22 protein-coding genes are annotated in these 22,006 nt (G+C 31.2%); all 22 read right to left on the minus strand.

Annotated elements, in window-relative coordinates:
* Positions 1–265: 265 nt before the first annotated feature.
* The 22 genes from PZA12_RS20825 to fliI all read right to left on the minus strand — a co-directional run bounded on the left by PZA12_RS20825 (position 266) and on the right by fliI (position 21,915).
* Positions 266–1,912 (minus strand): putative manganese-dependent inorganic diphosphatase, encoded by a 1,647-nt coding sequence (locus PZA12_RS20825; RefSeq protein WP_103697536.1) that lies wholly within the window; start codon positions 1,910–1,912, stop codon positions 266–268.
* Between the two features lie 763 nt (positions 1,913–2,675).
* Complete coding sequence (locus tag PZA12_RS20830; protein ID WP_078114568.1) at positions 2,676–3,443, minus strand: flagellar basal-body rod protein FlgG; 768 nt, start codon at positions 3,441–3,443, stop codon at positions 2,676–2,678.
* Between the two features lie 86 nt (positions 3,444–3,529).
* On the minus strand, positions 3,530–4,300 hold the full coding sequence (locus PZA12_RS20835; protein ID WP_023973267.1) for a flagellar basal-body rod protein FlgG: 771 nt from the start codon (positions 4,298–4,300) through the stop codon (positions 3,530–3,532).
* A 195-nt stretch (positions 4,301–4,495) separates the two neighbouring features.
* Complete coding sequence (locus tag PZA12_RS20840) at positions 4,496–5,116, minus strand: hypothetical protein (RefSeq protein WP_023973268.1); 621 nt, start codon at positions 5,114–5,116, stop codon at positions 4,496–4,498.
* 372 nt (positions 5,117–5,488) lie between these two features.
* Positions 5,489–6,217, minus strand: a complete 729-nt coding sequence (locus PZA12_RS20845) for a FliA/WhiG family RNA polymerase sigma factor (RefSeq protein WP_023973269.1) — start codon at positions 6,215–6,217, stop codon at positions 5,489–5,491.
* A gap of 120 nt (positions 6,218–6,337) precedes the next feature.
* Positions 6,338–6,979, minus strand: a complete 642-nt coding sequence (locus PZA12_RS20850) for a flagellar brake protein (protein ID WP_039770248.1) — start codon at positions 6,977–6,979, stop codon at positions 6,338–6,340.
* Between the two features lie 12 nt (positions 6,980–6,991).
* The gene (locus PZA12_RS20855) at positions 6,992–7,852 is read right to left on the minus strand and encodes a MinD/ParA family protein (protein WP_017211345.1); all 861 of its coding nucleotides are present in this window, start codon (positions 7,850–7,852) and stop codon (positions 6,992–6,994) included.
* Entirely contained in the window at positions 7,846–9,192 is a 1,347-nt protein-coding gene (gene flhF, locus PZA12_RS20860; RefSeq protein ID WP_103697537.1) for a flagellar biosynthesis protein FlhF, read from the minus strand. Before flhF ends, PZA12_RS20855 begins: the two co-directional genes overlap by 7 nt.
* Positions 9,193–11,259: a flagellar biosynthesis protein FlhA gene (gene flhA / locus PZA12_RS20865; RefSeq protein ID WP_078114565.1), complete on the minus strand. Its 2,067-nt coding sequence runs from the start codon at positions 11,257–11,259 to the stop codon at positions 9,193–9,195. It abuts the gene before it with no gap.
* 174 nt (positions 11,260–11,433) lie between these two features.
* Entirely contained in the window at positions 11,434–13,275 is a 1,842-nt protein-coding gene (locus PZA12_RS20870) for a fused FliR family export protein/FlhB family type III secretion system protein (RefSeq protein ID WP_078114564.1), read from the minus strand.
* Between the two features lie 13 nt (positions 13,276–13,288).
* Positions 13,289–13,558 (minus strand): flagellar biosynthetic protein FliQ, encoded by a 270-nt coding sequence (locus PZA12_RS20875; protein ID WP_012060412.1) that lies wholly within the window; start codon positions 13,556–13,558, stop codon positions 13,289–13,291.
* An 11-nt stretch (positions 13,559–13,569) separates the two neighbouring features.
* Positions 13,570–14,349 (minus strand): flagellar type III secretion system pore protein FliP, encoded by a 780-nt coding sequence (gene fliP, locus PZA12_RS20880; protein WP_103697538.1) that lies wholly within the window; start codon positions 14,347–14,349, stop codon positions 13,570–13,572.
* Positions 14,339–14,737, minus strand: coding sequence for a FliO/MopB family protein (locus PZA12_RS20885; protein ID WP_023973274.1), 399 nt, complete (start codon positions 14,735–14,737; stop codon positions 14,339–14,341). Before PZA12_RS20885 ends, fliP begins: the two co-directional genes overlap by 11 nt.
* 9 nt (positions 14,738–14,746) lie before the next feature.
* Positions 14,747–15,238, minus strand: a complete 492-nt coding sequence (locus tag PZA12_RS20890; protein ID WP_017211339.1) for a flagellar basal body-associated FliL family protein — start codon at positions 15,236–15,238, stop codon at positions 14,747–14,749.
* An 80-nt stretch (positions 15,239–15,318) separates the two neighbouring features.
* Complete coding sequence (locus PZA12_RS20895) at positions 15,319–15,510, minus strand: flagellar FlbD family protein (protein ID WP_017211338.1); 192 nt, start codon at positions 15,508–15,510, stop codon at positions 15,319–15,321.
* Positions 15,511–15,756: 246 nt separating this feature from the next.
* The gene (locus tag PZA12_RS20900) at positions 15,757–16,836 is read right to left on the minus strand and encodes a flagellar hook-basal body complex protein (protein ID WP_103697539.1); all 1,080 of its coding nucleotides are present in this window, start codon (positions 16,834–16,836) and stop codon (positions 15,757–15,759) included.
* Between the two features lie 159 nt (positions 16,837–16,995).
* Positions 16,996–17,394: a flagellar biosynthesis protein gene (locus tag PZA12_RS20905; RefSeq protein WP_103697540.1), complete on the minus strand. Its 399-nt coding sequence runs from the start codon at positions 17,392–17,394 to the stop codon at positions 16,996–16,998.
* Positions 17,395–18,411 carry a flagellar hook capping FlgD N-terminal domain-containing protein gene (locus tag PZA12_RS20910; RefSeq protein ID WP_103697541.1) on the minus strand — a complete coding sequence of 339 codons (1,017 nt, stop codon included), beginning with the start codon at positions 18,409–18,411 and terminating at the stop codon, positions 17,395–17,397.
* Positions 18,412–18,422: 11 nt separating this feature from the next.
* Positions 18,423–19,769, minus strand: a complete 1,347-nt coding sequence (locus PZA12_RS20915; RefSeq protein ID WP_103697542.1) for a flagellar hook-length control protein FliK — start codon at positions 19,767–19,769, stop codon at positions 18,423–18,425.
* A gap of 93 nt (positions 19,770–19,862) precedes the next feature.
* Positions 19,863–20,300, minus strand: coding sequence for a flagellar export protein FliJ (gene fliJ / locus PZA12_RS20920; RefSeq protein ID WP_103697543.1), 438 nt, complete (start codon positions 20,298–20,300; stop codon positions 19,863–19,865).
* A 126-nt stretch (positions 20,301–20,426) separates the two neighbouring features.
* Positions 20,427–20,558: a hypothetical protein gene (locus PZA12_RS20925; protein WP_278286256.1), complete on the minus strand. Its 132-nt coding sequence runs from the start codon at positions 20,556–20,558 to the stop codon at positions 20,427–20,429.
* A gap of 40 nt (positions 20,559–20,598) precedes the next feature.
* On the minus strand, positions 20,599–21,915 hold the full coding sequence (gene fliI, locus PZA12_RS20930; RefSeq protein WP_103697545.1) for a flagellar protein export ATPase FliI: 1,317 nt from the start codon (positions 21,913–21,915) through the stop codon (positions 20,599–20,601).
* Positions 21,916–22,006: the final 91 nt, after the last annotated feature.

Consider the following 22,006-nt stretch of genomic DNA (forward strand, 5'->3'; position numbering starts at 1 on the left):
CTTGAAATATTTGTCAAATATATAAAACAAGAAATTCTTCGATTTATTGCTTGTTGCAATCTTGCCTCGGGAACATGCAGAAAAGGGTACAACTTTCTACTGTTAGAAATTCACAACTAAATCCTCAGTAACCCGAACAAATGCATGATCTTCATTTCGGCATTTACATATGTAACTTTATTCTTACTTTAGGTATCTAGTGAACAATACCTTTATTGTTTTAAAAAAAGAAAAAATCCCCTAAAGGATTTTTTCTTCTTTAAATTTATTTCATCGAGTTAACTACATTTGTAAGTGGTGGTATTACTTGTTTCTTTCTTGATAGAACTCCTGGTAAAAATGCCATTGAATCTACTAATTGAATATTAAATGTCTTTTCAACATAATCATGTCTTTCACCGGCAACTAGAACTTGTGAACCTTCTTTTAATATATCTGTTAAAAGTAACATTACTACAGCATAACCTTTGCTATCTGCTTCGCTCTTCATGTAACTTAACATTTCATCTTTTAGTGGCATAAATCCATCGATGTCCATTGTGTTTACTTGAGCTACTCCAACTCTTGATTCTCCCATATTAAAAGGCTTAAAGTCTTGATTAAATATTTGAGATACAGTCTTTCCTTTTAAAGAAGTTCCAGCTTTAAACATTTCTTTTGCAAATTCTTCTAAACTTGAAATGCCAGCTATCTTAGCTAACTTATGACATATCTCTTTATCTTGTTCTGTACAAGTTGGACTCTTGAATAATAAAGTATCTGAAATTATTGCACCACATAATAATCCAGCAACTTCTTTAGGTGGTGTTATATTACGTTCAAAAAAGCTTTTTCCAACTATAGTTGAAGAGCTTCCTAGTGGTTCATTTCTAAAGAATATAGGGTTACTTGTTTGTATATCAGCGACTCTATGGTGATCTATAATTTCAAGTACTTCAGCATCTTCTAATCCATCAACTGATTGACCTCTTTCATTATGGTCTACTTGAATAACTTTTTTCTTATGCTTTGAAATAAGGTGATATCTTGAGACCGTTCCTATTACTCTTCCATCTTCATCAGTTACAGGATAACTGTGATATCTAGTTTCAGCCATAACATCTTTGATATCATCAACTAAATCATCTTTAGAAAATGATATTAAATCTTTAGTAGCCATAACATGACTTACAGGTATACTTTGAATTAATAATCTTGAAGCTGTGAAAGAATCATGAGGCGTACTTATTATAGTAACTCCTTTTTCTTTAGCTTTAGAAAGTAAATTTTCAGCAAGTTTATGTGCTCCTGTAATTATTATTAATGATGTATTGATATCAATTAAAGCTTCTTGTACATCTGGTCTATCTCCTACAATAGCAATATCACCTTTATCTACAATTTCTTTTAAACTATCTGGCTGCATTGCTGTAACAGCAATTTTCCCTTGGAATGTCTTACAGTTCTCATTTATATATACACTAGTAGCAGAAAGCGTATCTAATATATTCTCAATTGATGTATTACTTTTTCCTAATATATTATTATCCCATATATCCATAAATGATGAAGTTAAGTTTGAAATTGAAAGAATTCCCACTAATCTACTATCATTTCCAACTACAGGTAGTGATTTTAAATGATTGTCTCTCATTATATTCCATGCTGCTTTTAAAGAAATATTAGAAGTTATTGGCCCAATTGTATCAATATCTAAATCTTCTACTTTTAATCTAACTGTTTCTAAAAGTCTTGGAGCCTTAACACCAAAATAATCTAATATAAATTGTGTTTCTGCATTTACATTTCCTAATCTCACAGGTATAGCTGGAATATTACCAGTCTTATTTTTAAACTCTGCGTAACCATATGCAGCACAAATAGAGTCTGAATCAGGATTTTTATGTCCAGTTACGTAAACTACATTTTCCAAAATAATTCCTCCTAAATTTTTTGTTTTACTTTAGTACATTAGGCACATAAAATAATGAATTTGCTATTTTCATGTGCCTTATATATAGATAACCAACTAAGACCTGAACTTATGCATATAACTCACCGAAATGAATAACATACTTTTGTTCCAGTTTCTAGGTAATTATGATGGGTGATTCTAAGGCTATAAAGTTGCACTCAAAGTGCTAGCCTCAAAGAACAAGCTGTGAACTAGCACATTTGGAACAACTTATAGCCAAAGAATCACATCCATCAAAATTACCAATGAAACATTCCACAAAAATATATTACCCATTTCTAGTTGGGATATATTTCATAGTATAAATCTAACTTATAATTGGCTTATATATAAATTGACATATTAGAACAAGTATATTACTTAATTCACACATATTTATTTTACTTATAAAGTTAATTATTGTAAAGACCTTATTCAATTCACAATGCATAATGCACAATTCACAATTAATAAATAAATTTTTTGAAATTATATAAATATCCGATTTTAAAGCTAGACTTATGTGGAAACTTATCAAAATCATAAATATTTTGATTCCGAAAATCTATGCAAGTATCGCTGAAGGTTATAATCATTGGTTGTATTCACTTTAGCATTCTCCAACTTTCAGTTTTACTATCTGAGCTAGGACAACCAATGCGTTGAAATTTCTTTTTCCAATCCAATTTCCAATGGAAATTGTACCATAATTGTGCATTGAAAAAGGTGGCTAAGCCACCTTTTATCTCATATTATTTATCATACTCCAAAGATCATCCGCTGTAGTTACAGCCTTTGAACTAAGTTGAAAAGCTCTTTGTGTAAGTACTATATCTGAAAATGTTTCTCCTGCATCTACATTTGAACCTTCTAACATACCTTGTTCTATATTATAGTTACTACTTAGTGCAACCTGTGCATCTGAGCTTGGAACAAAATAACTGTTTCCAATAGGTATAAAGCTCTTATCACCTATAGCTGTAAAGACAGGAATTGTACCTATTTTAGTTGATTGTCCATCAACTTCCATAGATATTCCTCCATCTTTATCTATAGACATCTTCTCCCTATCTAAAGCTGGATTTCCCTCTGAAAATCCATTCTCATATTGAACATAAACTTTAGTTCCATTTGAGTCTACTAAAGCTCCATTCGAATCTATTTTAAAATTACCATCTCTAGTATATACTATGCTTCCATCTTCCTTTGAAAGTGCAAAATATCCTTTTCCATCTATAGCAAGATCTGTTTTTTGACCTGTTGTTAAGAGATTCCCTTGTTTGTTATTAGCATAATTTACTCCTAATTTAACTCCAGTTCCAGTAATCGCCTTTTTTTCCACAAGTGGTGTTCCTCTTCTATCAAGTGATTCAGTTAATAAATCTTTAAAGTTAACATCTGTACTCTTATAACCTGTTGTTGAAATATTAACTAGGTCATTAGAAAGATAATCTAGCTTCTCTTGATACGCATTCATTCCACTCTTTGCTGTAGCAAAAATATTAAACATAATTTTCCTCCTTTACATTAGGCAAAATCAATAAATTTCTCTTAACCACTTTAAACATTTTATTTTCTCTAATTTGCCTTATCCTATTATACTCGACCTAATTCACTTGCCGCCTTTTGTACTGTTTCATCTTGCATTTTTACAAATTTTTGGTTTGTTTCAAATTGTCTTTTTATTTCCATAAGTTTTACTAGTTCTGTTGATGGATCAACATTTGAGCTTTCAAGAAAGTTTTGTCTTACATTTACCTTTGCATTATAAATAGGGTTATCCATAGTGCTATAGTTATCACCAATTGGTTCCAAAGTATTATAATTTTGAAAATCTGCTGTTAATAACTTATCTGCAGCTCCAACTCCATCGATATTAATGTTGTTATCACCGTCTATTGAAAACTTTGAATCGCCAACATATATTGGTTCTCTTGCACCTGTAGAGTTATTTATTCCCAATACTTGTGATCCATCATTTGTTATTAGATAGCCTTCATTATTGATTTTGAAATTTCCGTCTCTTGTATAAACTTCTTTATTTCCATTTTGAGCTACAAAAAATCCTCTACCATCTATAGCAAAATCCGTCATACTATCTGTTGATTTAAATGCTCCTTGTGTAAAAACTGTTTCAACATCATTAACTTTTACGCCCATATTTAAATTTCCAATGTCATTTTTAACGTATTTATCTCCTACAAGCTTTTGTCTGTTAGATATCATCACGTCTTCAAAGCTACTTTTTGTAAGCTCACGTTTTTTATATCCTGTATTATTAACATTAGCTATATTATTAGTTACTACTTCCTGATCATTTTGAAGCGCTATTAATCCTGAAACAGAAGTATAGAATCCTCTTATCACTTTAATTGTCCCCTTTCAAAATAGATTTACGTTCGCTTTCATAAATCATACCTAAAGCTCTAGCCTTTTCCTCTATCTGGCTATCCGAAAGACTAGCAGTATATTTATATCCAAACATAAATATAACTCCTAAAACCAATCCTATTCCTATACCCAATAAGATCTTCCTATCCATGAGAAATATAAATTTATTTTTTATTTTTTGAATAAGCCTTTTACTAATAATACTTCCCCCTTACTCACAGATAATTCGCGACATATTTCATCTTCTGTTAACCCTGCATTTAAAAGTCTTTTTATGCTCTGAGTCTTGTTACTATCCGCACTTTCTGAAAAATTAATTTCAGATATCACTCCAATTTCTTCGTCTATATCAGTATCTGTTAAAGATTCAGTATATTCATCATCCAGATCCATTATACTATCATCCACAATGTACAGTCTTTTAGATTTTTTATGATCTTCTTTATCTTCGCCATAATTTATACTGTCATCTATATCATATTTATCTAGAAAATCTTCAATTTCTAGATCTTCTTTATTTTCGTATCCTTCTTCACCATTCTTAAGCTCTTTTAAATCACTTTTTATTTTAATAATTTCTTCCTGTAATTCAGTTAGACTTTCTGCAATATCTCTTCTTAAAAGTCCTATTTCCATTTTATAATCATTTAATTCCTCTTTACTATCTTGTAACACACTTTGAAATGATATATTTAATGCATCATTTTCTTTATTTATATTATTTTCTCTCTTGATAACACGATAATTATAAACTATTAAACTGAATCCTATTATCAGTAATATTAATGGCATAAAACACCTCTGTTCAATGCACAATGCTTAATGCTCAATTCACATTTCACAATGCACAATTATTTGTTAAATTCACACTGCTCAGTTCACAATGCATAGTTATTTATTGAATGCACAATACACATTTATTCATTTACAGTTTTTAGTCCACAATTTATTATGCCACACTTCATGTTATATTTTCACACTTCGAAAATATATTTAATTTTTTAAGCCATAGCAAAATGTAATTCCAATTTTTTATATTCCAGTGCTTAAATTTTTAACGATTATCTACAACTCACAATCTCTTTTAACCTAATCAACACATATATCTCTGTCCAATCTTAATTATGAAATTTGAATTGTAAATTGTGCACTGTGAATTATATATTAATCAATATAATGCAATTTTCTCATGCACTCTCTCAAGCTACTAATAGCTCTACTATGTAATTGGCAAACTCTAGATTCGGAAACGCTTAATACTGTTCCTATCTCTTTTAAAGTTAATCCCTCATAATAATAAAGATTTAATACTATTCTATCTTTTTCTTTAAGGAGATCAATTGCCTTTGTTAAAATCTCTAGTTGCTCCTTATCTTGTAAGTGAGCATCAGGACTTGGACTATTTTTATCTTCTATAATTCCAATAAGGTTTACATCCTCATCATCCGAAAAAATTACATTTTCCAGTGATACCATTGAAATATAATTTATGTAATTTTCAATTTCTCCTACTTCACTTATAGATATCCCAAGATATTTTGCAATCTCATCATTAGTAGGTTCCCTTAATAGTTCTAACTGCAATGTGTCTATCGCTTTATTGTATCTATTTAGTTTGTCCATTGCCCCTTTAGATATAGGTCTATTTTTCCTCAGCTCATCTATCATAGCACCTTTTATTCTTATAGACGCATATGATGAAAATTTCATTCCTTTCGTATTGTCAAACTTATTTAACGCATCCATAAGCCCAACCATACCATAACTAACTAAGTCCTCATATTCCATGTATTTGTTCTTTCCAAACATAACCCTCGAGGCAATATACTTTACTAACGGGATATATTCTTGTATGATCTGCTCTTTTCCATCAACGTCTTTTAATGCGTGCATATCCTTATTACCTCCCCATAAACTCATTTCTCAATTTATATTCGCAAACTCTTTCAATTTTTACTTTTAAGCCATTAGAACAAAACTGGCCTTAAAAATCCAAAATTTAATTCACTAAATTTACATATTAGCTCTTTGCCTTCTCATTATTTCGAAAAGCTCTTGAATCATTTTTTCACTTTGAGCTGGAGTAATATCAATAAATCTTAATCCACACAATTTTTCTTTATCTGGAGTGTTTTCAATTCTTACAATATCACACTTAATTTCGACTTCAATTTTGCTTAATTTTAAGCTAACCAATATCAAATCTTCTTTAGTAATTTCTTCATTTATTTTAAATTTTAATCCACCAGCACTCAAATCAACCATTAATCCATCTTTATAAGGTATCTTAGGAATATCTTCCTCATCGATCCCAGTAATCTTTTTATATTTAACTGGATTTAATAACCCAACTCTGAAAAAATTCCTTCTTTGTATTTTTACAATATTAAATGGTGTTGAGATTTTATAGTATATTATGCTTCCTTCTTTACCTCTTGAAATTACTTCGCATGAAAAGTTAAAACATCCATTTTCACTTAAGTAAGTATTCATTTCGATCTTTTCTCCTGCGTGAAGCATTAAATAATCACCATCACAAACAGGAACATTCATTTTTAAAAAGTCATCCTCTACATCCATTATTAGAGCTTTATATGCTTTTTCTCCTATTATTACTTCCACTCTATCATTAACTTTTAAGTTAAAATTAAGCACCTTAAAATCCTCCTATGAAAATATATTAAATAATCTTTTAAACATTCCTTTTGCTCCATCTGATGAATCCACTTCTTGTCCCAAAAGTTTCGAAGCTATTTTTTCTATATCTTTAGACGCATCACAATTAGGATATAATATAACAAAAGGTTTTTGCTGCCTAACACTTTGCACTAATTTTTTATCTTCTAATATGCATCCCAAATATTCAACATCTATCTTTAAAAATTTAGTAACTGCCCTATTAAATTTATTATAAGTTTCTTCGCCTTCCTCTTTAGTAAAGGCTTTATTTACAATTATTTTTGCCTTAGTCTTGAGATTATAGTGATCTGTTGCTTTAATTAAACTATATCCGTCTGTTAACGACGTAGGCTCAGGAGTAGTTACAATAATTAATTCTTCTGAAGCTGCTATAAAAGATAAGACATCTTTATTAACTCCAGCTCCTGTATCCATTAATATATAATCATACTCATCCAATGTCTCGAGTTTTTCTATAAATAATTTCTTTTGATCTTCTTCTAATTCTTGAGCTTTACTTAAAGCAGACCCTGCTGGAATTAAATCAACGCCATTGGTTCCTGTTATAATTATATCTTTTATTTCCAATCCAGTAAATATAATATCAAATATATTGTGCTTGGGATATAATCCCATTAATACATCATCATTTCCCATACCCAAATCAGCATCAAAAATCAAAACTTTCTTTCCTTTATTTTGAAGTAATATTGCTAGGTTCACAACAAAATTACTTTTTCCAACTCCTCCTTTTCCAGACGTTACTGTTATTATTTTTGTAGTTGTCTTATTTATTTCTTGTTCTTCATTGTTAATCAATTTTCGTAATGATTCAGCCTGATCTAGCATAGAATCTCCTCCCCTAGGATAAAATTAGCAATTTCTTCCTTTGTAGGTACCATTATATCATCTGGAACATTTTGCCCTATAGTTACAAAGCTAACTGGCTTGTTAGCAATTTTAGCAATATTATATAAAGAACCATACACAGTAGTCTCATCAAGTTTAGTAATAATAATATTATCATACTCAAGCCCTGAATAGCCTGTAAGTATGGATTTTATATCACTATTTTTAGTAGTTGCACTTATTACCATATTTACATGGTCAGGGTTTGCTTTTTGTACAAATGCTCTAAGCTCTGAAATTTGCATCGCATTTTTGCTGCTTCTTCCTGTAGTATCTATAAGAACAACGTCACAGTTACTCATTGCTTCAATGGCATCTTCCATTTCCTTCATTGTAATTACAACTTTAAAAGGTATATTCATTATTTCTGCATATGTTTTAAGTTGCTCAATAGCTCCAATTCTATATGTATCTACTGTAATTAATCCTACCTTCTTTTTTTCGATAAGTGCAAGTCTTCCAGCAAGCTTTGCTATTGTAGTTGTTTTTCCTACACCAGTTGGCCCTACTAATACAACGCGCCCATTCAAGCTCTTAGTGGATACTAAGATATCTCTCTCAAAAACTTCTCTTAAAACTTCTACTTCATTTAAAGCCTCTCCAGAATTCATATTCTCTACTGACTCTATAACTCCATCCTGCAATTCTTCATCAATATCCAAACTTTTTAATCTTTCTTTTATAAAGCTTACTGATACATCTTCGTTGGACGTATTTTTTATAACCTTGCTTAATAAACTCTTTAATTCATTAACTTCTTTATGTATTGATTCTATATTCGCCTCATTATTTATGGCCTTATCTATATAATCCATTCCCTTTTGTTCTTTACTGCTATTTTCCATTTTTGTAGAACTACTTTTAATTTCCTGTTTATTAATATTTTCTTCGTATATATTATTACTAGACGCTTCCTTTTCAAGATTAGCATTATGTTCTAATATCTTATCTCTTATGGTATCAGCCTTAGGAATTTCTCTCAAATCTTTTGAAGCTGATACTTCATCCTGCATTAACTTTTTAATACTTTCTAATGAATTTTGAAACTCTTCATCCATTTTGTTGTACTTACTGCTGTACTTATTAGAACTACTATTGTCATCACTTTGTGAATTTTCAATAGCAGCTGTAACCTCTATCACTTTCTTAGAAAATAAGCCTTTTAGTCCTGGTTTTCTAACCTTTCTCTGACTTATTATAATAGCATCTTTTCCTAGTTCATATCTAATCCGAGTCAAACCTTCGTTCATATTTGCTACGAGATATTTTTTTATAATCATCTATATTCTTACGACTCCTTCACTATTAATTTGAACATCATTAGGTACTTCATTTAAAGAAATTACCATAATGTGAGGAAATACCATTTCGATTAACTTTCTAAATACAGGTCTTATATTTGGTGAAACAAGTATAAGAGGTTGATTGTTGTAAAAATAAACTGATTCTATAGTATTCTTTATTCCTGTAAGTATTTTGGTAGTTGTATCTGGATCTACTGTTGGGAATGACCCTTGCACTGATTTCTGAGTATTATTTGCTATTATCTCTTCTATACTTGGATCCAAAGTTACTACAGTAATTGTTCTATTTTCATCAACCACTTGATTACAAATCGTTCTAGCTAATGAGAATCTAACATATTCTGTTAGAACCTCTAAATCTCTAGTATTTTTAGCGTTATCTGCTAGAGATTCCATTATCGTAACAATATCCTTAATTGGAACTTTTTCTCTAAGTAAATTTTGTAGTACTTTTTGAAGTTCTCCGATACTTAGTAGATCTGGAATAAGTTCTTCAACAACTGCGCTATATTTTTCTTTCGCATTATCAACAATAAGTTTAACTTCTTGTCTTCCAAGCAATTCATATGAATGGCTCTTTATAGTTTCAGTTAAGTGAGTTACCATTACCGTTGTTGGATCAACTACAGTTAATCCCTTAATTTCAGCCTCTTCCCTTTGATCTTTATTTATCCATACTGCTGGAAGTCCAAAAGTCGGCTCAATTGTTTTTATACCTGGCATCTCTGAATTTTCTCCTGTTGGATCCATGCAAAGAAGCATACTCGGCATTAATTCTGAAGAAACAACCATGGTTCCTCTAATTTTTACTATGTACTCATTTGTCTTTAATTGAAGATTATCTCTGATTCTTATAGGTTGAACAACTATACCCATTTCTATAGCACATTGTCTTCTAACAGATGCAATTCTTTGAAGTAAATCTCCACCAGATGCCTCATCTGCAAGTGGTATAAGTCCATATCCAATTTCAACCTCCATTGGCTCTACTGAAATTAAATTCATAACATTTTCTGGCTCTTTACGCTCTGCTTGGATGATTTCTTCTTCTTCCGATACAAATTCTTGTATCTCTTTGGCAGCTGCATCTTTATAAAGCAGGTATGTTAACGTCCCCATTGCTAAAGATGCTGCAAAAAATGGAATTTTAGGCATACTAGGTATAATACCTAGAAATAACATAATCGCACTTGCAATTCCTGTAGCCACCGGAAAAGCTGTCAATTGAGTAGATAATGTATTTCCTAAATTTTCTTCACTTCCCGAACGTGTTACCAAAATACCTGACGCCGTAGATACTAATAGCGCTGGAACCTGGCTCACAAGACCGTCTCCAACAGATAAAATGGTGTATGTTTGAGCGGCAGTCGCAGCCGTCATATTTTTTTGAAGTACTCCAATGATAATTCCACCTATTATATTTATAATAGTAATTACAATACCAGCTATTGCATCACCTTTAACGAACTTAGACGCACCATCCATGGCCCCATAAAAGTCTGCTTCTGACTGCAAATCTTTTCTTTTCTTCTTTGCCATAGCTTCATCTATTATTCCAGAATTTAAATCAGCATCAATACTCATTTGCTTACCTGGCATTGCATCAAGTGTAAATCTTGCAGATACTTCTGCAACTCTCCCTGCACCATTCGTAATAACCATAAATTGAATTACTACTATAATCAAAAATATTATAATACCAACTACATAATTACCACGTATAACAAAGTTTCCAAATGCTGTTATAATAGTTCCCGCATCTGCTTCTGTAAGTATTAGTCTTGTTGATGATATGTTAAGTGCCAATCTAAATAATGTTGTAACCAGCAATAATGTAGGGAAGACTGAAAGCTGCAATACATTAGTTGTAAACATTGTAATTAAAATTATGATTATTGAAATTGTTATATTTAAAGCTAAAAGTAAATCTATTACCTGTTTAGGTAAAGGTATTATTATCATAAGAACTATCGCTATAACACCAAATGCAATTAATACATCTAGATTATCTTTTACCCTTAATTTTCTATTGCCAAACTCCAAAGATCAAACCTCCCTTTTGATCAATTCACAATGCACAGTTACGACTAAAATTCTTGCAATATTTTTAGAAATATTATGAAGAATTATTTTTGCAATATATATTAGAAATTCTGTAAGAATTTCAACTCAAATTGTGAATTGTACATTGTGCATTGTGCATTGCGTATTTAAATTTTATTTCTTCTTGAGCTTCATTACTACTACCAATATTTCCGCTACAGCTTGATATAAATCTTGTGGTATGTCTTCATCTATTTCCACCCTATCGTACATCAGCCTTGCAAGAGGCTTATTTTCGATAACCGGCACTTCATTTTCTTTTGCAATACTTTTTATTTTAAATGCCACATAATCAGCACCCTTCGCTACAATTTTAGGTGCCTCCATATCTTTTCCTTCTTCATATTTTATAGCAATTGCTAAGTGAGTAGGATTTGTTATTACAACCGTAGCATCTGCAACAGATTGCATCATTCTCTTCATTCCTAATTCTCTTTGTCTTTGCTTAATTTTCCCTTTTAGCTTAGGATCTCCTTCAGATTGTTTGTACTCATCTTTAATTTCCTGCTTAGTCATTCTCATCTCTTTATTATGCATTCTAACTTGTAAAAAGTAATCAATAGCTGCAATGATTACCAATACAATGCATATCTGCTTAAATATTCCCACAACTAAATTTTTAACTTCGTCGCTTAGGGAAGGTAGATATAAATTTGAAATTCCCAGTATACTCTGATAATTTCCTGCTATGTATTTATAACAAATAATTGATATTATAGTTATTATAATTAAATTTTTAGATAAGTCTACCATGCTTCTTTTTGATATCATATTCTTTAGGCCATTTAAAGGATTTAACTTTCCAAATGATGGTTTTAAAGGTTCAGCAGTTATTATAAAACCTGTTTGCAGCAAGCTTGCAATAATTCCTCCAACCATTATAGGTAATGCAAAGGGTAATAAATAACTTCCTATCTTTATAACAGTAGTAATTGCTAAATTAGAAATAGTTGCATTATCAAAATCTTTTATCATGGGAAAATTCAAAAAATAGATCAAAACATCTTTAAATCCACTTGTTAACATCCCCCATAAAGATGATATTAATAACGTACAAATAACCATTGTAATTGCTACAGATACATCCTTACTTCTTGCTATTTGTCCTTTATTTCTAGATTCTGACTTTTTCTTAGGTGTTGCTTCTTCAGTCTTATCATCACCAGCAAAAATTAGAACTAAAGGTACCGCAGGTATCAAATTAACTATTTCCCGGAAAATACTTGGTAGATTGTATATAGCTGTTCCAATTAACTTCAACATTAATGGAAGCAATATGATATATGTAATAAGTCCTAATAAATTTTTTATAGGCATTCCAAAAATCATGATTGGAATTGTTGGTACTGTTCTAGAAATCAATCCCAAACACACGTCAGTTATAACAATTATTAAAACTATTGGTATTGCTATTTTCACACCTAAAGCGAAATAGTCAAAAATAGTCTTCATAACCCCCATTAAGGTTTCTTGATAGACTATAGTTTTACCAATAGGAACTATCTTTGTGCTTTCCACCAGCATATTTATAACAACATGATGTCCATCAACTATAAAAAAGAAAGCTAAAGAAACAAAATATGATAAATTTCCAAGTAAAGTCGATGTAGTCTGAGTTGTTGGATCTAGCACTGATACCATTGAGAAACCTGCATGGATATCCATCCATTCTCCCGCCAGCTTTACCACTTGAAAAATCAAATTAGTTATATATCCCAATATTAAGCCAGACATTATTTCACTTATAGCATAAAACACCAACATGTAGCCACTATTTAAAGCACTCAATGTAGAATGATCTATCCCTGCTACAATTCCAAATGATAATATAAGTGAAAATACTCCTTGCATAATTTGTGGTGTTCCAGTTGGGAAAAATATTTGAACAGCTATAAAATATGATGTTATTCTCAAAAAAACTAGAAACAATGCAAGAAAGTAGGATATATCCACCATACTGTCCTACCCCCTATGTAATAACTTTTGAAATCAAATCAAAAATCCTATTTGTGAAAGACATAATTGTTTCAAGCATCCAACTCCCCAAAAATATTCCAACAATTGCTGCTGCTATTAATTTAGGAACAAAAGTTAATGTCTGCTCTTGTATTTGAGTTGTAGCTTGTATAATACTTATTGCTAACCCCAATACTAGAACTACTATTAATATAGGGGCTGATACTTTCGCCGCTGTTATTATTGTATCCTTAACTACAGCATTAAGCATTGTCTGTGTCATCTTATTTCACCTCACATAAAACTCTGTATCAAAGATTTCACCAGTAAATACCAGCCATCTACCATTACAAATAATATCAATTTAAAAGGTAATGATACCATTGTAGGAGGTAGCATGAACATACCCATAGACATTAAAACACTAGATACTACCATGTCTATAACTAAAAACGGTAAATATATTAAAAATCCTATTTGAAAGGCTGTCTTTAATTCACTTATCGCAAAGGCTGGGATTAATGTTGTAAATGAAACATTCTCTTTTGTCAAATTTTCTTTATCTACTCCACCTATTTCAACAAATAACTCTAAATCCTTTTCCCTCGTTTGTTTGAGCATAAATGATTTTAGAGGTTTAGATGCCTCTTCAAAAGCTTGATCCTGAGTTATTTTATTCTCCAAATATGGTTGTATTGCTTTAGTATTTACCTCATTATAAACAGGTTGCATAATAAATAAAGTCAAAAATATAGCAAGTCCTGTCAATATTTGATTTGGAACAGCTTGTTGTACTCCCATTGCACTCTTAAGAAATGAAAACACTACCACTATTCTGGTAAAAGATGTCATCATTATCACTATTGATGGCAATAATGCTAGGATCGTAAAAAATATTAATATTTTAATACTCGATACATAATCCTGCGGTGTGCTATTTCCGTCTCCAAAAGATACATTTAGTTGCGGCACGCTTGTACTACTTGGAGCTGCATATGCACTTATAGTGCAAAACATCATAATTCCAAGAGCCATCATGAAGGTAAATGCAATTCTCTTTTTATTATTTTTCATGCTTCTCTTCCTTTGATTTTATATTCTTTGTAATCTTAGAAAAGTTCTTTTTCGATTTTAATACTAAATTAGTATAATATTCTGCCATTTCCTGCGATGCTTTCTTTTTATCTTCTTCAATATTATCAATTTCTTCTCTTGATAACTCTGATAATTTTTCCATATGCCCTGCAGTACTAGTCATTATATATCCTTTTTCTCCGATTTTAACTATTAATATAGAATTATCTTTTGTTACTTGTACTCTTTCAATAACCTTAATATATTTATTATTATTAATAACATTAAATTTTGAATTTGCTAACTTAAAACTTAAAAATATTAATCCTAAAGTAACTCCCAAGGCCAAAATAAGCTGTACAATCATTCCTAAAAATCCAAAATTCATATCTCTTACCTACTGAATTATCATACTTTTAAATCTAACATCAGTAATCTTGCCTTTTGTTAAATCCTTATTAATAGAATCAATTAATTGTCTTTTTATAGCATCCCTATTCGCTACATTATTTAAATAATCAGCCTTTTGGCTCTTAAAGAAAAATATAATATCATCTCTTACAACCACTTGATTAGCTGTCAATTCTTCCTTTAGTTTAGTCTTAGTCTTATCATAGCCTAAAGCGAGTTCTCCCTTAAAAAATCTTTTACCACCTTCATCACCTAAATTTACTGTGAATTCAGCTAAATCCATATACTCATTTTCAACAACAACTTCTTGAGCATCTACTGTATTTTTAGTTTTCATAAATAAATACACTCCACCGAAAGCTGCTGATCCTAATACTAATAATCCTAAAATAAATAAAACTATCATAAGACCTTTTCCACTTTTACCTGACTTTTCACCTTTTTCTTTTTCCTTGTCCTTACCTTTTCCTAAAGCCACTATTACCACTCCTCACCACTTGCAACAATTAAAGTATTAACCTTTTTATTATTAGCTTTATTTTAATAAAGTCCCTATAATTATATTTTATAAGTAAAAATTTTGTTTTTGTATTTTATAACCGCCTGCCTAACTTCTTCTACGCTTTCAAGTACTATATATTTTCTTCCATTGGTTAATGTAATTATTGTTTCAGGCACTTCTTCTATCTTTTCTATATGATCTGCATTTAATATGAAGTGCTCATGGTTCATTCCAGTTACATCTATCATAAAATTCTCCCCCTTTAATAATAAACTGTACAGTTCACAATACACACTTAATTATTATTATATTCACTATATTATTTAAAGTATATAGGTTTTTTATAATACAATAACTTACCAATTGTGCATTGTGAATTGTGCACTATAGAAAAATATTACTTATAAATAAAATCCCCTGATAGTATTTAGTTGCAAGCTGGGCTTTCGCCCAGCCTGCTTTAATGTAATATTAATTATCTTTTATTATCTAGGTTATCTCATAAGCCCAGTAATTGTTTGTAGAATTTCATCTCCTGTAGTTACCATCTTTGATGCAGCTTGGAAACTTCTAGTTGCTGTGATCATATCTGTAAATTGTTCTGTTAAATCTACATTTGAACCTTCAAGAGCTCCTTGAATTAATGATCCGAAACCGCCTTGATTCCCTGTTGCAGTAGTTGTTGAAGATGACTTACTAGTATCTACCTTTCCAGTTTTATACACTATAGGTCCTGAGTTAGAAGAATTTATACACATATTACCGCCAAGATCAGTCAATCCTTCTGGATTTTTAAAACTTGCCATAGCAATTTGACCGATTGCAGCTCTCTTACCATCTCCTAATACAGCTGTAATAACACCATCTTTTCCGATTTCAAATTTCTTAACAGGCTGTGTTACTGCATCTGCCGCACCTGGTGTTCCTGAAATAGTAACACTATCTGGTATAACTAAAGGTCTCATTGTATTATCAGACACTGCTAAATCTTTAGAATCTGCGCTTACATAATTAGCATTTATAACGTTATTATTTTGATCATAAGCTAAACTTTTAACACCATTATTTGAAGCGCTAGTTAGATAATATCCCATTACCCTATGTCCATCAGATGTTAATAAATTTCCTTGGTAATCTAGTGTAAGATTTCCATCCCTTGTGAACAAAGTTTCCGAAATTTGGCCAGCCGCATCAGAAGCTGCTGTATCTGGTTCACCTGTAGCTTGATCAGCACCAATTCCAGAATTCAAATCGCCTTTAGATACTACTAGGTATCCATCACCATCAATACATACATCAAGGCTTCTACCTGTTGATAATGCATTACCTTGTCCCATAACTTTGTTAATACTTGAAAGTTGTGCTCCTAACCCTATCTGCTTAGCATTTGTACCTCCAAGTACTGAAGTCGGTGCTGTTGCCTCAGAAGAATTTTGATAAAGCATATCCTTAAATCTTGCACTTGAAGATTTAAAAGCTGTTGTTCCTACGTTTGCTATATTATTACCTATAACATCCAATTTAGTTTGGTTAACCTTCATTCCGCTTATCCCAGAATACATACATCTTAACATAAACATACCTCCCAATCTTTTTTCAATTTATATAACTTGCTTCTGTCGATCCACAAGTTCAGGCTTCCGTAACCAATTCACAATTATCAATTCCTAATTCACAATGATTGTACATTGTGAATTGTGCATTGTGAATTATGCATTGTCTAAAGGTCCAGCCTATAAAATTACTACGCTATCTACGTTCGTAAATATATTATCTTTCGCTCTATCCTTTTCTACAGCTGTTATTAGAGTCTTGTTTTCAACACTAGCAATTAATGCAATATCTTTATATAACATAACTGTATTTTTAGAATTTTTATCCTGAGCTATTTTAAAACCCTTTTGTATTTGTTCCATATCTTCTTTAGTAAAATTAATCTCATTTAATCTTGAAGCAGCATGCTTTGATACAGTAAAACTCTGATCTTTACTTTTAACACCATCTAGTACATCCTGAAATTTTGCTTCCTTCTGTTTGCTATTAGGATTATTGCCTACAGCCTTTTGAGAATTTGCAAACTCCCCAATATTCCCTACAGAATAAGCTTGTCCATTAATAATTCTATAACTCATTTATACACCTGCTATTTTAGCTAGAATTGCATTTTCTGCATCTGTCGAATTATTAGTTGCACTTGAAATTGTATTTATTGTTCCATTTGAAGATGCACTCGTAGTATCACCTGCTGTTCCTGTATTAGTATTAGTATTTGTAGCGCTATTTGCTGTTTTACTATTTGTATTAGTATCTGTAGAACTAGAATCAGAAGTTGTTCCGCTGCCACTAGAATTACTGTTACTTGAACCGTTTGTACCCGTTTCACTTGTACTTCCATTAGCAGTATTGTTATTTAAATTTACTTTCATATCATCATCTGCCAGATCCCCAGCTCTTACTATATCTCCATAATCGTAAGTCTTAGTTTCTCCTGTTGACTTCCCATCATCATCCAAAACATCAACTTTTATCTTTACAGTAGCACCACTAACAGTATCAATATAAGCACCAGTAATCTTTCCTTTTATTAAAACAGTCTTCTTTTTATCATCTAAAGTTGCAATCACAACTTTTTCTTGTTTATCTGCTAAAGCTGAAGCGGCTAAGAAATCAGAATTAAGAGCAGTTCTACTATTTGCGTTAGTATTTGAATCAGTTGTTTGTACAGTTCCAATTATATTTTCAACTGCAATTTTTGCTTCTTTCCCATTAATTAACATTCCTAAATATGTTCCACCAGATTCTTTCAATACCTGAGTTACATACCCCTGTATATAAGAGCCATTGTCGTCTTTTTCATTGGTTATTACTGTTCTACCAATCATTTGCTGGTATGCTGAGTCTGACATAGTAGTATTTAAATTCTGCATTTGTTCCATTGATGCGAATTGAGCCATCTGACTTACATATGCACTTGAATCTTGATTTTGGGTTGGATCTAAATTACTTAATTGAGCAGATAATATCTTTAAAAATGAATTTTTATCCATAGTATTATCATTTTTCTTTAAGATCTTAGTTCCATTCGCAGTTGTACCTGAACTTGCAACATTTACTGTCGAATCATTTAATGGACTTAATGTAGTACTCATACTTATACCTCCTATGCAAAAAATTCTATATTATTATCATTAGCTTCAATATTCTCCACTAAATCTTCTTCACTAGATGCTAAATTATTTGCTGCATTACTATTTCTAGTATTGTTTCTTCTTTGCTCTTCTGAAAGCTGTCCGCCAAAACTTTGTTCACTAAAAAATGTAGTATCATCTTGATAAAGTTCAATATTTACATCCGCTATTTTTAAATTTTGCTCTCCAAGCTGCTTTTTAATATCAGATAAATTTTGAGAAATTAAAGCAGTTGTATCTTTTGAATTAGCTTTTAAATTCGCTTTTATTACTCCATCCTCTTGAACCAGCTTTATAGTTATCTCACCTAAATTTCCAGGATTGACTTTTACAGTTAATTCCTTAAGTGAATTAGTGTTCATAAACTTAACGTCTTTTATTAAATCATCAACAAAAGTAGCCTTATTAATCGTAAGTCCTCTAGTATTATTTACACCTTGATTCTGTATTGTTGAAGTTCTAGATGCAAACAAATTGATTTTATTTAATGAGTCATCTTTATTATCATCAATTAAAGAATTTAAGAACTTCTCCTCTTTTGAAGTTGTCGGAGTGTTATTTTTTGATGCTGAAGAATTATCACTTTCACTATTATCTTGAGAATAACTTTTACTTAACATATCTTCAAGTGTTAAAACTTTATTACCTGCATTCTGCTTATTTTCTAGCAAATCAGATATTTCAGACATTATTCCTTTTAAACTACTTTTAGTAGATTCTGTAGCATTTTCTTTAATAGTACCATTTAAATTTCCTAAAAGCTTTTCCATTAAGTTTAGTGAATTAGAATCTAGCTTACTCTTTACAGAATCATTTTTTAGCAATTCCATTATCTTTTCCATAATACCATTTAAACCACTATTAGATAGTGTGCTGTTAGTTCCATCAACCCCAACTTTAGAATTAATTGCTCCATTGGCATTTACGTTATCTTGTTTTATCCCCAATTTAGCAAGTAAGCTTAACAATTCTGATAATATATCCTTCAGTTTATCCTTTGAGGCTGACTTACTTTCCTTTTCTAATTCCTCAAGCTTTTCATTTAATTCTTTTGCATCCTTATCAGTATCTTTAACTCCAGTTGAATTTTGTTTTTCATTTGCAGAAGATACATATCTATCCTTTTCATGAGCTTTAGAATCACTTTTTGATTTTAATACATCTCTAAAATCATCTTTCCTAGAAGTGTATGAATTATTTAGTGTCTTAGTAACTTCAGAAGTAGATTTGCTTGCAAAATTTGTATTAGAAGTAAATGACTTCACCATACTATCTAAGCTGTTTGACGAACTATTTGAATCTTTTGTAGCTGTAACCATTATTTTCACCTCCTTTCAAGTAGTCCAATTCTATAAATTGAAATTTAATTAAAATTAGCTCCATCTCTACCTCTAAATCATAAATTAATATTTTTAATTTTTCTGATTTCTTACATATGCATAAAGAGCTAACTCATCAATATTGATTTGTTCTATTCTATCCTGCTCTTTTACATATTCAGAATACTTCTTTTCTTTTAAGGTCTGAACAGTCTTTCTTTCCATCTGTTTAGCCGTTAAATCTTTTCTTCTATTTTCAATCTCTTGATTTTTGACCGCTAAATCCTTCTCCGCAGATTTTATTCCACTTTGAACACCTTGAATGTAATATCTTTTTAATTTCTGATATACAACATCCTCATTGGGAGATATACCGTTATATTTTTGGTAATTTGCCTTAAGTTCTTCTAATTTTTCTTCAATCTTCTTTTTCTCTCTCTGACTCTCAGTAAATAATCTTTTACTTTCTTCCTCTTTTTCCATTCTCATTTCAAGGAGCTTTTCTAAGCCAAACTTAAATCTCTCAGCCAAAATCCCACACCTTCTTCTTATAATTCACAATTTACAATGCACAATGCACAGTTCACAATGCACAATTTACAATACAGTGCCCAATTCAAATTCACAATTTGCAATGGACAGTGCACAATTCACAGTTTATCTTTGAGCATTCGTCATTGTTACTTTGAATACAACTTGCCACTTCCCACTTGTAACTTTCAACTTACCATCCATCACATCACTTGCAACTTGGCACTTTACTCTTGTATCTTTCAACTTTCCACTCATCACTTGCGACTTTCAGTTTGCAACTTGTAACTGCTCCTGACTATTTAAACATTGATATTAAGGAATTTTGTGTACCTTCAAAAGACGTTTTTTCATCAATTCCCTGACATAGAAAATCATTTAATGCCTCATTATAGTTAATTGCCATATCAATCTTTTTATTACTTCCTTTAACATAAGCCCCTATATTTATTAAATCCTCAGAGTCCTTATAAGTTGCTAAAAGATCTCTTGCCATAGATGCAGCTTCTTTGTGTTCTTTTGGCGCTATTGTATTCATAAGTCTACTAACGCTATTTAAAATATCAATAGCTGGATAATGATTTTTATGAGCTAAAGCTCTTGATAAAACTATATGCCCATCTAATATTCCTCTAACAGCATCTGCTATAGGCTCATTAAAATCATCTCCATCAACAAGCACTGTATAAAAAGCAGTTATTGAACCATCTATAGATGTTCCAGATCTCTCCATGAGTTTAGGTAATTTAGCAAATACTGAAGGCGTATACCCTTTAGTAGCTGGCGGCTCCCCTATTGCAAGTCCAACTTCTCTTTGTGCCATTGCAAATCTTGTAACTGAATCCATCATAAGAATTACTTTTTTACCCTTATCTCTAAAGTATTCAGCAATAGCTGTAGCTGTCAATGCTCCTTTGAGTCTTATTAATGCCGGTTTATCTGATGTAGCACACACTACAACAGATTTTTTCATACCTTCTGGTCCTAGATCTTTTTCTATAAATTCTAGAACCTCTCTACCTCTTTCACCTATTAGTGAAATAACATTAACATCAGCTTTTGCTTCTCTTGCTATCATTCCTAGTGTAGTACTTTTTCCAACTCCACTACCTGCAAAGATGCCAATTCTCTGCCCATCCCCACAAGTCAAGAAACCATCTATTGCTCTTACTCCAGTAGGCATTATTTCCTTTATTCTTTTTCTCTTTAATGGATCTGGCGCATCATTTTCTAGTGAATACTCTTCCCCATCCATAGATATACTGTCGCAGTCTAAAGGATTCCCAAGCCCATCTATTATATGTCCAAGTAGCTTATCTGAACATTTTACACTTAGCGGCTTACGTTGTGGTACAACTCTACATCCAGGTGAAATTCCTATAAGCTCATCAAGAGGCATTAATATTACAAATTCATCTCTAAAGCCAACAACTTCACAATTTACTGGAACATTTTTCTCATTATATATTATGCAAAGTTCACCTACAAAAGCCTTAATGCCTTGTACTTCAATAGTAAGTCCTATTACTTTCTTAACAACGCCTTCACTATATATTGTTGAAGTATCACTTGCTTTTTTAATAAGTTTATCGAAATCCAAGTCTAAATCCAGCATTTATAACTACTCCTTTACAATTCTCAATGCACAGTGCAAAATTCACAATTATTGATAACCCCTAAAGTTTTTTAATTTTTATAAAAACTTG

This window comes from Clostridium beijerinckii (assembly GCF_036699995.1).
GTDB lineage: Bacteria > Bacillota > Clostridia > Clostridiales > Clostridiaceae > Clostridium > Clostridium helianthi.

What these genes read in the sequence shown, in the direction of transcription:
- PZA12_RS20840 (WP_023973268.1), bottom strand. Translation starts at nt 5,116, where the DNA reads ATGCCATTAATATTACTGATAATAGGATTCAGTTTAATAGTTTATAAT.
- PZA12_RS20905 (WP_103697540.1), bottom strand. Translation starts at nt 17,394, where the DNA reads ATGAGTTATAGAATTATTAATGGACAAGCTTATTCTGTAGGGAATATT.
- PZA12_RS20925 (WP_278286256.1), bottom strand. Translation starts at nt 20,558, where the DNA reads ATGAGTGGAAAGTTGAAAGATACAAGAGTAAAGTGCCAAGTTGCAAGT.
- PZA12_RS20870 (WP_078114564.1), bottom strand. Translation starts at nt 13,275, where the DNA reads ATGGTGGATATATCCTACTTTCTTGCATTGTTTCTAGTTTTTTTGAGA.
- PZA12_RS20830 (WP_078114568.1), bottom strand. Translation starts at nt 3,443, where the DNA reads ATGTTTAATATTTTTGCTACAGCAAAGAGTGGAATGAATGCGTATCAA.
- flhF (WP_103697537.1), bottom strand. Translation starts at nt 9,192, where the DNA reads ATGATTATAAAAAAATATCTCGTAGCAAATATGAACGAAGGTTTGACT.
- PZA12_RS20910 (WP_103697541.1), bottom strand. Translation starts at nt 18,411, where the DNA reads ATGAGTACTACATTAAGTCCATTAAATGATTCGACAGTAAATGTTGCA.
- fliI (WP_103697545.1), bottom strand. Translation starts at nt 21,915, where the DNA reads ATGCTGGATTTAGACTTGGATTTCGATAAACTTATTAAAAAAGCAAGT.
- PZA12_RS20875 (WP_012060412.1), bottom strand. Translation starts at nt 13,558, where the DNA reads ATGACACAGACAATGCTTAATGCTGTAGTTAAGGATACAATAATAACA.
- PZA12_RS20895 (WP_017211338.1), bottom strand. Translation starts at nt 15,510, where the DNA reads ATGATAGATGTAACTGGAATGAACCATGAGCACTTCATATTAAATGCA.
- PZA12_RS20885 (WP_023973274.1), bottom strand. Translation starts at nt 14,737, where the DNA reads ATGAATTTTGGATTTTTAGGAATGATTGTACAGCTTATTTTGGCCTTG.
- fliP (WP_103697538.1), bottom strand. Translation starts at nt 14,349, where the DNA reads ATGAAAAATAATAAAAAGAGAATTGCATTTACCTTCATGATGGCTCTT.
- PZA12_RS20845 (WP_023973269.1), bottom strand. Translation starts at nt 6,217, where the DNA reads ATGCACGCATTAAAAGACGTTGATGGAAAAGAGCAGATCATACAAGAA.
- PZA12_RS20855 (WP_017211345.1), bottom strand. Translation starts at nt 7,852, where the DNA reads ATGCTAGATCAGGCTGAATCATTACGAAAATTGATTAACAATGAAGAA.
- PZA12_RS20900 (WP_103697539.1), bottom strand. Translation starts at nt 16,836, where the DNA reads ATGTTAAGATGTATGTATTCTGGGATAAGCGGAATGAAGGTTAACCAA.
- PZA12_RS20915 (WP_103697542.1), bottom strand. Translation starts at nt 19,769, where the DNA reads ATGGTTACAGCTACAAAAGATTCAAATAGTTCGTCAAACAGCTTAGAT.